This window comes from Clostridium lundense DSM 17049 (genome assembly GCF_000619945.1).
Classification (GTDB): Bacteria; Bacillota; Clostridia; order Clostridiales; family Clostridiaceae; genus Clostridium_AO; species Clostridium_AO lundense.
Genome location: NZ_JHVC01000003.1, coordinates 300,127 through 314,562 on the forward strand (window position 1 = coordinate 300,127; position 14,436 = coordinate 314,562).

The window sequence follows — 14,436 nt, forward strand, 5'->3', positions numbered from 1 at the left end:
AAGGAGGAAAGCTTAAAATGTTCAAAAGTAAAAAAATATTATCAATACTTTTGTCACTAATATTGATTTTCTGTTTATCTGCTTGTACTAATAAGGATAAAAAACAAATTGAAAACAAAGTTACTGAAACAGTTACAGAAACTAAATTTCCCTTAACTGTAAAGGATTCCTATGGAAGAGAAGTTACTATTGAAAAAGAACCTTCTAAAGTAATATCCATAGCCCCTAATATAACTGAAACAATTTATGCATTAGGCAAAGAAAATAAATTAGTAGGAAGAACAGACTATTGTGATTATCCTGCACAAGCTAAAAATGTAACTTCTATAGGTGGTTTGCAGGATCCAAATATGGAAAAAATTGTAGAATTAAAACCTGATTTAGTTATTGCATCAACTCACTTTAAAAAAGATGTTTTGAAAAAACTTGAAGATTTAGGTTTAAAAGTTGTAGTATTATATGGAGAAGAAAGTTTTGAAGGAGCTTATAACACTATACAAAAAGTTGGAGAAATTTTAAATGTTCAACCTAAAGCAAAACAAATTGTAACAAATATGCAAGTAAAAGTAGATGATATAAAATCCAAAGTTGCCAATAAAGGAACACCTTCAGTTTACTATGTTATAGGCTTTGGTAAAACTGGAGATTTTACTGCAGGTAAAGATACTTTCATAGATAAAATGATTACTATGGCTGGCGGAAAAAATGTTGCTGAAGATGCAGTAGGCTGGAAATACAGCATAGAAAAATTACTTGAGAAAAATCCTGAAATAGTTATTTGTTCAAAATATTTTGATAGCAAAAAAAATATTAAACAAACCAATGGCTATAAAGATTTAGATGCAGTTAAAAAAGATAAATTATATGAAATAGACAATAATATGCTTGATAGACAGGGACCAAGACTTGCAGATGGATTAGAAGCTTTAGCTAAAATAATACACCCTGAAGCTTTTAAATAGTAATGAAAAGGGGAATTTTGATGTCATTTATAAATAAAAAAAAATACTATAACCATTTACTAATTATAATATTATTAATTCTTTTTATGTTAATTATACTATCTAGTACATTAGGTATAGCAAATATAACTTTTATTCAAACTATGAAAATACTTTTGTCAAAGTTCCCTTTAGTAGGTAAATTTATAAACTTACAAGATATTTCTAACACTCATAACTTAATAATTTCAAATATTAGATTACCTAGAATTATTCTTTCTGCTACTATAGGTGCTGGCTTATCTATAGTAGGATGTGTATTTCAAGCAATTTTTAAAAATCCTATGGCAGATCCTTATGTACTGGGAATATCCTCTGGTTCTGCCTTAGGTGCTTCAATAGCTATTGTAATAGGATTCCAAATGACTGTTCTGGGAATAGGTGGAATAACTACTTTTGCTTTTCTTGGAGCAATACTTACAACTATTACAGTATATAGTATAGCAAAAGTTGGTACTAAATTACCTACCAATACCTTATTATTAGCTGGCGTATCTGTTAGTTTTTTATTATCATCAATTATATCTTTAATAATGATATTTAACAGAGAACAAGTAGAACAAATTGTTTTTTGGACAATGGGTAGTGTATCTTCTGCTAATTGGAAACAAGTTTTTTCATTACTTCCTTTTGTTTTAATAGGCTGTATATTAATTTACATATTTGCAAGGGATTTAAATTTAATGCTTACAGGAGATGAAACTGCTGCTAATTTAGGAATAGAAGTAGAAAAAGTTAAAAAAGTACTTTTAGTAATTTCATCATTAATTATAGCAGCCTGTGTATCAGTAAGTGGAATTATAGGATTCGTTGGTTTAATTATTCCTCACATGGTAAGGATGCTTGTTGGCCCAGACCATAGAGTTTTATTGCCCTTCACTACTTTAGGAGGTGCCCTATTTATGATAGTTGCTGACACCTTAGCAAGAACTCTAATTCCACCAGCTGAAATCCCAGTAGGTGCCATTACTTCAATTTTTGGAGCACCTTACTTTATTTATCTTTTGATTAAAAATAAAAAGAAGGTGATGTGATGAATAAAAACGATTGTAATCCAATAATTATAAATAATTTAAATTATAATTATGGAGAAACTCATATTTTAAATAATATTAATATTAAATTTAAAAAAAATAAATTTTACAGTATAATAGGTCCTAATGGTTCTGGTAAAACCACCTTATTAAAAAATATATTAAGAACCATCCCTGTTGAAAGTAAAAGTATTTATATAGATGCAAAAGATTTAACGTGTTTTAAGAACAAGGAACTAGCTCAAAAAATATCCTCTGTTCCTCAAAATACAAATATTGATTTTCAATTTACTGTATTTGATATAGTTCTTATGGGACGAACTCCTTATTTAAAAAGATTTGAAACTGAAGGAAATGAAGATTTGCAAATAGTTGAAGAATCAATGAAAATGACAAATACATGGCATCTTAAAGATAAAAACATAAATGAACTAAGTGGTGGCGAACGCCAAAGAGTGATTATAGCCAGAGCACTAGCTCAACAATGTGAAATAATACTTTTAGATGAACCTATTTCTAATCTTGATATCCAGCATCAAATTGAAATTTTAGATACTATAAAATATTTAAATAGAAATGTTACTATAATTGCTGTTTTACATGATTTAAATTTAGCTGCACAATATAGCGATTCACTAATACTATTAAATAATGGCAAAGTTGTGTCTCATGGTACTGTAGAAGAAGTATTAACAGAAAAGAATATTAGAAATGCCTATAATTTAGATACTTATATAATAAAAAATCCTGTAACAGGAAAGCCTCATATTATTCCTATAAGCAAAAATTATATACGACAAGAATTAAAAAACAATGTATTATAACAGTGTTAGAAGAAATTTAAATTTTCTTCTAACCTTTTTATTTAATAAAATCATTTATGGTTCTTTCGATATGGATCCATGATCGTTTAGCATACAATATCTTAGCATTACTTTTTTTAAATTGAGACTTTAAAGTTTGTATAGTTTTATGACTTATAAAATCAGTTAACACCAAAACTAAATCCATATTTTCTGGTATAATAACTTTTCTATCAAAGCTTTTTCTCCCTGTTATATGTTTAATTTCATCAAATCCATTACTTTTAAGATTATCTTTTATATTTCCAAGCCTATCTCCACCAATAACAATTACACTCATACTAAAACTCTCCTTAATTATGTATAATCATTTACAATACGATATTGATATTCATTATCATATATGTAATAAAAAAATTATGCCTTAACATTTGTGTCATTATTATTTAAAATTAATTGATCTTTTACAGATTTTAATATATTCATTTTAGCTTCATCATAACATTTAAATGTATCTAAAGCCTTATCTAAATTACTATATACTTTCCAATATCCACAAGTTAAACAAGGTTTATTAGAGCAATTCATAAAAGCTTTCACATCCTCTAATGGTATTCCCAAAAATATACCTATTTCATGAGGACAAAAATTTTCATATCTTTTCTTTAACAATTGTAAACATTCCTCTAATTGCATATCCTCCTTATATCCAAATCTTTTTAAAAAATTTATATTTTCTTTTTTAAATATTTGATTATACAATTCATTTTGTCTATAAAATAATATTGTATGTGTATCACCTGTATCTTTTATCTGAAAAGCTTCAACATTAAAATACTTTATAAACTGTTCTTTATATTTTATCCAACTTTCATATAAGTTTCTGTTATTCTTAGAAAAAGTCAATATGCTAGATGGTTTGGTTCCCTCAATAGTTGGCGCTATATTATAAGCTGTCATATAAAACATATATTCTCTATCACCCAAGCTATTTATCATTTTTAATATAGATATAATTTCAAATTGTGTCATATTAACTCTCCTTTATTCTTATGATATTGATAATCATTTTCAATTATGATTTTACTATATTACTTTCCTTTTGTAAATACCTATATTAATATTATTTGTTTTATAATAAATTTAATGTATTATTACTAGCATTTTATGAAAAAGAAAGCCTAACTGTGCTTAAACACAATTAGGCTTTCTCTTTATAGTAATTTAATACCGTGTTGGTCACAAGTTTCTATCATTTCCTCAGGCCAAATTGAAGATTGAACTTCTCCTATATGAGCCTTTTTTAAGAAAAACATACATATTCTTGATTGACCAAGTCCTCCACCAATAGTATATGGAAGTTTCTTTTCCAATAATAATCTATGAAACTCTAAATTTTTTCTTTCCTCACAGTTAGCTAGCTTTAGCTGTTTTAATAAAGATTCTTCATCTACTCTTATTCCCATGGATGATAATTCAAAAGCTCTTCCTAAAATAGGGTTCCAGAATAGTATATCTCCATTCAGCTCCCAATCATCATAGTCTGGAGCTCTTCCATCATGTTTTTCTCCAGAAGTTAATACTTTTCCTATTTTCATTAAAAATACAGCTTTCTTTTCTTTTGTTATTGCATCTTCCCTTTCTTTAGCAGTAAGTCCTAGAAACATATCTTCTAGCTCCTGAGAAGTAATAAAAGTTATTTCTTCTGGTAACTCTCTGCCTAAGAATGGATAAATACCACAAATATATTCTTCTGTTTCTTTAAAAGCTTCATATATTTTCCTAACAGTCTCTTTTAAAAATCCTTCATTTCTATCCTCTTTTGTTAAAACTTTTTCCCAATCCCATTGGTCTACATAAATTGAATGAATATTATCTAAATCTTCATCTCTTCTTATAGCATTCATATCAGTATATAGTCCTTCTCCTACAGAAAAATTATATCTATATAATGCCATTCTTTTCCACTTAGCTAAGGAATGTACTATTTCTGCTGAAGCTTCATTATCATCTTTTATAGTAAAACTTACAGGTCTTTCTACTCCATTTAAATTGTCATTTAGCCCTCTGTCACATCTTACGAATAATGGAGCTGATACCCTAATTAAATTTAACTTTTTCGCTAAAGATCTTTCAAAAAAATCTTTCACAGCTTTTATTGCTATTTCTGTTTCCTTTAAATCTAATTCTGTTTTATAGTCTTCTGGTATTATTAATCTTTCATCATATTTACTCATATTATTTCCTCCCAAATAAACAATATCTTACAATTCATAGTTTCTCTTTATATTTATTATCTTTATCTTCAATATAAAAATACTAAAATTTAATTAAAAGTTAGTTACAGCGCTATTAAACTCTTTTATTAAATTTGAATATAAAAAAGCCCTTCATCCCATAAAGGGACGAAAGGCTAAACTTCCGCGGTACCACCCTGATTAGCTATAAAAGCTCTCTTAAGTAAAAGTATCAATCAATACTTTCTAGTTGTAACGGTCTAGATCCGTCTAAGCCTACTCTCAAAATATAATTGATTTCAGTTAGAGACTCAGAGATGTTCTTCAATATAAACTTCGTATCGGTCTTTCACCATCACCGACTCGCTAAAACTACATTTTATATTTACTCTTCTCCTCACTGTCTTTTTAAATCAGTGTTTAATTATTGATTAATATTATATAGGTTAATTTTCATAATGTCAATATAATTTAATCAATTAATAATTTCAAATTGTTAATTATCAATTATTAATTAAATTATACTATTCCTTGTTGCATCATTGCATCTGCTACTTTTACAAATCCAGCTATATTTGCTCCTAAAACTAAATTATCCTTGCATCCATATTCAGTTGCGGCAGCACTTATATTTTCATATATGTTAATCATTATATTTTTTAGCTTATTATCTACTTCTTCAAAAGTCCAAGATAATCTCATACTATTTTGAGACATTTCTAATGCTGAAGTTGCAACTCCACCCGCATTAGCAGCTTTAGCTGGACCAAAAAGTACTTTATTATCTAAAAACACACTTGTAGCTTCTAATGTAGAAGGCATATTAGCACCTTCTGCTACAGCTATGACTCCATTTTGAACTAATGTTTTTGCGGAATCTTCATCTATTTCATTTTGAGTTGCACAAGGTAATGCAATGTCACATTTTATTGTCCAAATTCCTGTACAACCTTCATGATATTCTGCCTGTGGACGATATTTTATGTACTCTGAAATTCTCTTTCTTTCTACTTCTTTTAATTTTTTAACAACTTCTAAATCTATTCCATCTTTGTCATATACATATCCATTAGAATCACTACATGCAACTACTTTAGCTCCTAACTCTTCAGCTTTTTCTATAGCATAAATAGCTACATTACCTGAACCTGATACAACTACAGTTTTTTCTACAAAATTCATACCTTTATCTTGTAGCATTCTCTCTACAAAATATACAAGACCGAAGCCTGTAGCTTCTTTTCTTGTTAAGCTTCCTCCATAGTTTAATCCTTTTCCAGTTAAAACTCCAGCTTCATATTGATTTCTAATTTTCTTGTATTGTCCAAACATATATCCTATTTCTCTTCCACCAACACCTATATCTCCTGCTGGTACATCGGTAAACTGTCCTACATGTCTATATAATTCTGTCATAAAGCTTTGGCAAAATCTCATAATTTCCCTATCAGATTTTCCTTTAGGATCAAAGTCAGAACCACCTTTACCTCCTCCTATTGGAAGTCCTGTTAAGGAATTTTTAAGTATCTGCTCAAAACCTAAAAATTTTATTATGCTGGCATTAACTGTTGGATGGAATCTAAGACCTCCTTTATAAGGTCCTATAGCACTACTAAATTGTACTCTAAATCCTCTGTTTATATGTACTTTTCCATTATCATCTACCCATGGAACTCTAAATACAATCATTCTTTCTGGTTCTACTAATCTTTCAACTATGCCATCTTCTATATACTCTGGATGTCTTTCTAGAACAGGTACAAGAGAATCTAGTACTTCTTTAACTGCTTGAAGAAATTCTGGTTCATTTCCATTTCTTTTTACTACTTCATTGTATACTTCATTTACATAGTTTTGCACGTTCATTAATATTACCTCCTGCATATATATCTTTTATAATTTTTAAGATTGTTTTTATAAAACTTGCAACTTTTTTTTATAACTCCTTCATTTTATCAAATATTTATTAATTTGTACAGGTTTATAATTATACATATGAAATTTTTTTGTTTAAAAATTGCAGCAATAATACATTTTTTACATCATAATCCATTTAATAACTTCCTCATATTGTCTCTTGGCATCTTCATAACCAGTTTTATATAACGCTTGCAATTTTTCCTTATTTTTCTCTATTCTTCCCACTTTTAGATTACCTTTTGGTCTTATTACAATTACCTTTTTTTCTTTCTCAAGCTTTTCTATATAATCCAAAGTAGCATTATACATTCTATATCTATTTTCTATAGAATTAATAAGTCCATCATAATTAGAGTATACTCTTCGTAATATTCTTTTGCCTTTAAAAGGCTCCTTTCTATAACCTTTAGGACGAGTAAGTATTATAACATTCTTATTGTTTCCATCTTTTATAGATTTATTTATAGGTATGGAATCTGAAATGCCCCCATCTAACAAACACATATCTTTATATTTAACTATAGGAGATATAAAAGGAAGGCTACTAGATGCTCTTACAATAGTTAATATGTCTTTATGTTCATCCTTATTAAAATATATAGGCTTTCCTGTATTACAATCTGTAGCAACAATAACAAACTTTTCCTTGCAACTAAAGAAAGTATCAAAATCAAATGGTTCTAATCTATATGGTATCTCATTATACATAAAATCTATACCAAATATACTTCTACATTTTAAGAAATTTCTATATCCAATATATCTAGGATCATTTATATATTTTATAGTTACATTCTTGTTTCTACCTATTTGTCTGGATAGATAAGAAGTTGCATTACACGCTCCCATAGAAACTCCTATCACATATGGAAAATATAGATTTTTTTCCATGAAAAAGTCTAATATTCCTGCTGTATATAATCCTCTCATTCCTCCACCTTCAAGTACTAATCCCACATTTTCCATAATAGCTATCTCCTTTCATCTAAAACAAATTTTTCACCTTATAAGCATACATCATCTATTTAATAAATTCCATTTCATTAGATATCATGTAACAAAATGTTAACAAAAAAAAGACGGAGTACCGTCTTTTTTTAAGATGAAAAGCATTAAGTCATAATTTACTTAACTTCTTCAACCAACACGTTAAAGCTCTCCCCATTCACTTTCACCTTATATGCCTTTTTTCTTAATATTTCTATATTTATATCTTTTATATCTTCTATAGAGTTTTTAATTTGGACAATTTTATATTCATATTCCTTTAGAATATTATGTGCTTCTTTTACAGATACTTTATTAAAATTTATTTTGTCTCCAGGTTTTGCTTGTGCAAGTATAGATATATCTGAAGATATTACAGTAGCTATTTTTGTATATCCTCCTGTAGTTTGCCTATCTGCCATCATAATAATAGGCATTCCATGACCAGGTACTTGAACAGAACCTAATGCTATGCCATCTGATATTATATCTGCTCCTTCTTTATGTTCTATCTTATCTCCTGATAGTCTATATCCCATTCTGTCGCATTCATCTGTTACCTCATAATTAGAAGATAAAAATGTATTTATTCCTTTTTCAGTAAAATTTTCTTTTTGAGGCCCTAATATTACTCTTATATCATAGTTTCCTGTAAACTTAGGTATATAACATTCTTTAATTTTTTTATTTAAAATATAATCAAAATTTTCTTCTTTCTTTATTAGATTAAGTTTATCTCCAATCTTTAAAGCTCTCCCATTAACTCCACCTATTCCAGCTTTAGCATAGGTAGACTTACTTCCCATGACCTCGGTAATATTCAATTCGCCATAAAAACATATATAGCTTCTTATCCCTTCTTTCACTTTTCCAAAAGATAATTTGTCACCCTTATTTATCTTTAATGTCCTCCACATTCCTACTTCTATATCATTTATTTTAGGTTGAAGATTTCCTCCAGTAATTGCAATTACTGTATCTATATTAAATTGAAGCTCAGGCCCTATCATTGTAACTTCTAGCGCCGCTTCATACTCTCTATTTTGTAGTAATATATTCCCAAGCCTTAGAGAATATTCATCCATAGCTCCAGCTACAGGCATACCAAATTGCTGATATCCTATTCTCCCCTTGTCCTGTATAGTTGTTAATAACCCAGGAGTTATAACTCTTATATCACTCATTTTAACACCTCCCCTGCTCCTTATCTTTTATGCTTATTTCATATTTATTTTCTTCTACTAATTTTAATACTTCTTTATATTCTCTTTCATCTATTGGAACAAACCTTAAATAATCTCCTGCATTTAATATTATAGGGGGGTTACGTTTTGGATCATAAAGCTTTAGAGGGGTTCTTCCTATAAGTTGCCATCCTCCAGGGCTTTGTATTGGATAAATTCCTGTTTGCTTTCCTGCTATTCCTGTAGAACCTGCTGGTATCTTAGTTCTTGGTGTTTTTAAACGTGGTGTTTCTATTTCCTTCGGTAATCCACCAAGATAAGTGAATCCTGGAGTAAAACCTAACATATATATTAAATAGTCCACAGAAGTATGAAGTTTTATAACTTCTTCTACAGATATATTGTTATGTTGAGCTATAAACTCTATATCTGGTCCATATTCTCCACCATACACTGTTGGTATCTGAATAACTTTAGTTGGTGGCAATTGTACCTTATCTATATTTGAATGTATTTCCTTTAGCTTGTCTATTAATTCTTCAATGCTAATTATTAAAGGATTATATTGAATTGAAATAGACCTATATGTAGGTATTATTTCTACTATACCTTCAATATTTTTATTATTAATTGCATAAGACATGCTTCTTACCAACTTATTTATTTCCTCTTTTATTTCATTACCAAACTCAACAGTAATAGCTTTATCTCCTGCTATTAAATATTTTGGCTCATTGTACAATTAAGTCACCACCCTCATACAAATAAATTTTTAATTCCCATTAATGATTTTCCTCCAGCATAAGCTGAAATTATAACTACTATTATTCCTAAAACAAGAAGCCACATGGGATGTTTATAATCTCCCACTATGTTTTTATTTACAGATGCTACTAACATAATTGCTAAGGTAATAGGTAATATTAATCCATTTAATGACCCTGCCAATATCAATAATTTAACTGGCTGTCCAATGGTAATAAATATAATAGTAGATACTAAAATAAAACCTATTATCCACTTGTTAGAGTTTTTATCAATAGATTCAGATAGAGTTCTTAAAAATGATACAGATGTATATGCTGCTCCTACCACTGAGGTTATTGCAGCAGCTGCTATTACTATGCCAAAGAATTTATACCCTATATTTCCTGCTGCTATTTTAAAAGCTGATGCTGGTGGATTAGATGGATCTAATTTATTTCCTGCATAAACTACTCCCAAAACAGCTAAGAAAAGCAATATTCTCATAATAGAAGAAACTGTAATACCTAATCCTGAAGATTTTGTTATTTCTCCTACATTTTCTTTACCAGTTATACCTGCATCTATAAGTCTATGCCCTCCTGAAAATGTAATATACCCTCCAACAGTACCACCTACTAATGTAACAATTGGAAAGAAATCTATTTTCTTAGGCATAATGCTTCTTTGTAATGCTAATCCTATTGGAGGTTTGGTTACTATAGCTACATAAGCTACCAATAAAATCATTATTGCCCCTAGTACTATAGTGAGTTTATCCATAGCTTTTCCCATTTCTTTAGATAGGAATATGGCAATACATAAAGCTGCTGATATCACTGCACCAACTTTTAAATTTAACCCACAGATAACATTTAGTCCCATAGCTGCCCCACCTACATTGCCTATATTAAATGCAAGACCTCCAAGTGCTACAATAAAAGCTACAAAATACCCAAGTCCAGGTAACAACTTATTAGCTATATCTTGAGCTCTCATGCCAGATACTCCAATAACTCTCCAAACGTTTAATTGAGCTCCTATAGTTAAAATAATAGATATTAATATTACAAAGGCAAAATCTCCCTTATATTTTTCTGTAAAAGTTGCAGTTTGAGTTAGAAAACCAGGTCCTATCGAAGAAGTAGCCATAAGAAATGCAGCTCCTAAAAGAGCAGATAAATTCTTTTTCTTCATAATTATCCCCCTTATTTTTATTAAACAAACTCTCTAAGTGGTTTTATTTGTATTCCATCTTCCTCCAATTTTTCTCTTATAAACTTAACAAAAGCCACTGCTTCAGGGTTATCTCCATGAACGCATATAGAATCAGCTCTTATCTCTATTTCTTCCCCTGTAATAGCTTTTACTTTGCCATACTTAACCATAGATTTTACTCTTTCTATTGCTAGATCTCTATCATGTATTACTGAACCAGGAAGTTTTCTAGAAACCAATGTTCCATCTGGGTTATAAGCTCTATCTGCAAAAACTTCTTCTGCTACTTTAAGTCCCACTTCTTTTCCTGCCCTCACCATTTCACTTCCTGCAAGAGCAAGTAAAATAATATCTTTATCTACTTCATATATTCCTTTAGCTATTTCTAATGATAATTTATAATCTACTGCTGCTATATTATAAAAAGCTCCATGAAGCTTTACATGCTGAACTTCTGCTCCTTTAGCTCTAGCAAAAGCTTGAAGTGCCCCTAGCTGATATATTACATAGTTTTTCCCTTCCTCAGGGGTTATGTCCATTTTTCTTCTACCGAAACCTAGTAAGTCAGGAAATCCAGGATGAGCTCCTATTCCTAATCCATTTTTAACCCCTATCCCTATTGTTTTTTCCATAACCATTGGATCTCCTGCATGCCATCCACAGCCTATATTAGCTGAAGAAACATATTTAAGCACTTCTTCATCCATACCTATTTTATAATTTCCAAAGCTTTCCCCAAGGTCGCTGTTTAAATCAACTATATTTCTCATAAAAAAACCTCCCCCTAAACTCCTTTTAGTAATTATTAGTTTAATTACTCATATTTCTATAATTCTATATTTATTACATTTTTCCTTTTATTTTACATATGCTCAAAAAAACAAAACAGACTATATATAAAATCATTTATACATAGCCTGCTTACATGTAGTAATATAACTTTTATTCTACTGAATTTAATTTTCCCATAATTACTTCTTCCATTACTTTCAATTTATTTTGACCATCTTCTAATGTTTTTCCTTTAGAATACATATAAATTTTTATTTTAGGTTCAGTACCAGATGGTCTTACCGCATACCAAGATTCATCATCTAGCATAAATTTAAGTACATTTGATTTAGGAATTTCACTGTCACTTTCCTTATTAGAAATAAGATCGTATTCTTTTCCTTCTTCTAAGTCTATATATTTTATTAATTTAGCTTCTCCTATTTGTTTAGGGAATTCTTTTCTATAAGCCTTCATCATTCTACTTATTCTCTGCTGTCCTTCTATTCCTTCAAGTACTACTGAAATAAGTTTTTCTCTATAGTATCCTAACTCTTCATAAGTTTCATTTAAAACATTTATTAAAGATTTTCCTAAAGTTTTATAGTAAGCTACTGCTTCACATAAAAGCATGGAAGATATAACTCCATCCTTATCTCTTACAAAATCCCCTGCTACGTATCCTATACTTTCTTCGTACCCAAATATAAACTTGTATTCTCCAGTTATTTCAAATTCATTTTCTTTTCCACATATATTTTTAAATCCAGTTAAAGTTTCAAAGGTCTTTATTCCATATTTTTCTCCTATGGCCTTCCCCATATCCCCTGTAACTAAAGATTTAATTATAGCTCCATTACTAGGTAATGTGCCTTTTTCTTTTTTACTTTCTAATATATATTTAATTAATATTGCTCCAGTTTGATTTCCATTAAACGCTACATATTCTCCATTTTTATCCTTAACCATTATTGCTAATCTATCACAATCTGGATCTGTAGCTATTAAAAGTTCTGCTCCTACTTCTTTACCTAAATTCTCAGCATATTTAAATGCCTTTGTATCTTCTGGATTAGGATATCCTACTGTAGTAAAGTCTGGATCTGGATTTTCTTGTTCTGGCACTACAATAATATTTGTAAATCCTCTTTCCTTTAAAACTCTTCTTACTGGAATGTTACCGGTTCCATTTAAAGGAGTATATACTATTTTTACATTCTTATCTATATCATCTCTAAGACTTAATTCTTTTACTTTTTCTATATATTCATCATCTATTTCCTTGCCTATTATTTTAAGAAGTCCTTTATCTTTTGCTTCTTCTTCAGAAATCTTTTTAATTTCATCAAAGCTTTTTATATTCTCTATTTTCTCTAGTATAGGATCTGCAATACTTGAAAGTATTTGAGCACCATCTTCCCAATAAACCTTATATCCATTATATTCTCTAGGGTTATGACTAGCTGTTACAACTATACCTGAAATAGTTTTAAGTCTTCTTACTGTATATGAAAGAACTGGAGTTGGTCTTAAACTCTCAAAAAGATAAGCTTTTATTCCATTAGCCGCTAAAACCAATGCCGCAGTTTTGGCAAACTCATCTGAGTGATGTCTACAATCATAAGCTATTGCTACTCCTCTTTCCATAGCTTCACTACCTCGTTCTACTATAAAATCTGCAAGCCCCTGAGTTACTTTAGCTATTATGTATTTATTCATTCTATTAGTTCCTGCAGCAATTTTTCCTCTAAGTCCCGCTGTACCAAATTCTAAATTTCTGTAAAATCTATCTTCTATTTCTTTAGGATTATCCTTTATACTTCTTAATTCTTCTCTTGTTTCCTCATCAAAATATTCATTGTTTAACCATTCTTCATAAACTTTCATGTAATCCATAAAATTATCTCCTTTCCAGTTATTATGTGATATACTTATTGTATCAAATTTTTGGATAATATATTAGTGCTTTTGAAGAAAATACAAAAATAAGTATTAAGATAAAAAATCCACCCATTCAATAGGTGGATTTTTTATACTATTTCATATTACTACTCTACAGTTATTTTTACCGGGTCTGCTAAGATATTCATCTTTTCTGGATTTAAGTCGTCACAGATTATAGCTTTGACTTCATAGTCTCCTTCTTGAGGTATTGTAAATCCACCTGCGAATTCTTCTTTTTCTCCTGCATTTAAATTCTTCTTTACATAGCTGTAATTTTTCATTTCATTTGTTTTCTTATCAAATAAAACTATTGCTAATGTAACTTCTTTAGCTTCCTTTGAAACATTTTCTATATTGAATTTTACTTCTGCGCTGGAACCTTTCTTTAAGTTTCCTTCTCCTATTCTCTTAACTACAAAATTCTTTGGTTCTTCTGGTTTTTCTGGCTTTTCTCCTGCCCATTTAAATATACTTCCTTTATTTCCATCTAAACAGTACATTAATTGTGATAAACCATATAAAGCTTGTTCATTAGCCATGCCATTAGCCTTTAACTTATTATCATCCATAGGATCTGGTGCATGGGCAAAGCC

At 29.5% G+C, this 14,436-nt stretch carries 14 protein-coding genes and 1 other annotated feature; of the genes, 3 read left to right on the plus strand and 11 right to left on the minus strand.

The window, feature by feature from the left end; translation table 11 throughout:
* Window positions 1-17: 17 nt before the first annotated feature.
* The 3 genes from T514_RS0107390 to T514_RS24115 are packed head-to-tail and all read left to right on the plus strand — an operon-like array spanning window position 18 to window position 2,859.
* A complete protein-coding gene (locus T514_RS0107390; protein ID WP_027624197.1) occupies window positions 18-962 on the plus strand; it encodes an ABC transporter substrate-binding protein in 945 nt (314 codons plus the stop codon).
* 20 nt (window positions 963-982) lie between these two features.
* Window positions 983-2,035 carry a FecCD family ABC transporter permease gene (locus T514_RS0107395; protein ID WP_027624198.1) on the plus strand — a complete coding sequence of 351 codons (1,053 nt, stop codon included), beginning with the start codon at window positions 983-985 and terminating at the stop codon, window positions 2,033-2,035.
* On the plus strand, window positions 2,035-2,859 hold the full coding sequence (locus T514_RS24115; protein WP_051541889.1) for an ABC transporter ATP-binding protein: 825 nt from the start codon (window positions 2,035-2,037) through the stop codon (window positions 2,857-2,859). The genes T514_RS0107395 and T514_RS24115 overlap by 1 nt, the downstream gene beginning before the upstream one ends.
* Before the next feature lie 37 nt (window positions 2,860-2,896).
* On the opposite strand, the gene T514_RS0107405 is transcribed toward T514_RS24115, so the two are convergent.
* The 11 genes from T514_RS0107405 to T514_RS0107455 form a co-directional block, all read right to left on the minus strand.
* Complete coding sequence (locus tag T514_RS0107405; protein ID WP_027624199.1) at window positions 2,897-3,178, minus strand: DUF2325 domain-containing protein; 282 nt, start codon at window positions 3,176-3,178, stop codon at window positions 2,897-2,899.
* A gap of 77 nt (window positions 3,179-3,255) precedes the next feature.
* The gene (locus T514_RS0107410) at window positions 3,256-3,870 is read right to left on the minus strand and encodes a DUF3793 family protein (protein ID WP_027624200.1); all 615 of its coding nucleotides are present in this window, start codon (window positions 3,868-3,870) and stop codon (window positions 3,256-3,258) included.
* 182 nt (window positions 3,871-4,052) lie between these two features.
* On the minus strand, window positions 4,053-5,075 hold the full coding sequence (asnA, locus tag T514_RS0107415; RefSeq protein WP_027624201.1) for an aspartate--ammonia ligase: 1,023 nt from the start codon (window positions 5,073-5,075) through the stop codon (window positions 4,053-4,055).
* 161 nt (window positions 5,076-5,236) lie between these two features.
* Window positions 5,237-5,485, minus strand: a binding site (T-box leader).
* A gap of 109 nt (window positions 5,486-5,594) precedes the next feature.
* A complete protein-coding gene (gdhA, locus tag T514_RS0107420) occupies window positions 5,595-6,941 on the minus strand; it encodes an NADP-specific glutamate dehydrogenase (protein WP_027624202.1) in 1,347 nt (448 codons plus the stop codon).
* A 171-nt stretch (window positions 6,942-7,112) separates the two neighbouring features.
* Window positions 7,113-7,961 carry a patatin-like phospholipase family protein gene (locus T514_RS0107425; RefSeq protein WP_027624203.1) on the minus strand — a complete coding sequence of 283 codons (849 nt, stop codon included), beginning with the start codon at window positions 7,959-7,961 and terminating at the stop codon, window positions 7,113-7,115.
* 158 nt (window positions 7,962-8,119) lie between these two features.
* Window positions 8,120-9,166 (minus strand): 5-oxoprolinase subunit C family protein, encoded by a 1,047-nt coding sequence (locus T514_RS0107430; protein ID WP_027624204.1) that lies wholly within the window; start codon window positions 9,164-9,166, stop codon window positions 8,120-8,122.
* 1 nt (window position 9,167) lies between these two features.
* Window positions 9,168-9,908 carry a 5-oxoprolinase subunit PxpB gene (gene pxpB / locus T514_RS0107435; RefSeq protein WP_027624205.1) on the minus strand — a complete coding sequence of 247 codons (741 nt, stop codon included), beginning with the start codon at window positions 9,906-9,908 and terminating at the stop codon, window positions 9,168-9,170.
* Window positions 9,909-9,922: 14 nt separating this feature from the next.
* Window positions 9,923-11,107, minus strand: a complete 1,185-nt coding sequence (locus tag T514_RS0107440) for an NRAMP family divalent metal transporter (RefSeq protein ID WP_051541891.1) — start codon at window positions 11,105-11,107, stop codon at window positions 9,923-9,925.
* A 20-nt stretch (window positions 11,108-11,127) separates the two neighbouring features.
* On the minus strand, window positions 11,128-11,898 hold the full coding sequence (locus T514_RS0107445) for a LamB/YcsF family protein (RefSeq protein ID WP_027624207.1): 771 nt from the start codon (window positions 11,896-11,898) through the stop codon (window positions 11,128-11,130).
* A gap of 172 nt (window positions 11,899-12,070) precedes the next feature.
* Window positions 12,071-13,795 (minus strand): phospho-sugar mutase, encoded by a 1,725-nt coding sequence (locus tag T514_RS0107450; RefSeq protein WP_027624208.1) that lies wholly within the window; start codon window positions 13,793-13,795, stop codon window positions 12,071-12,073.
* Window positions 13,796-13,947: 152 nt separating this feature from the next.
* A partial coding sequence (locus T514_RS0107455) for a hypothetical protein (protein ID WP_027624209.1) occupies window positions 13,948-14,436 on the minus strand: 489 nt, incomplete at its 5' end.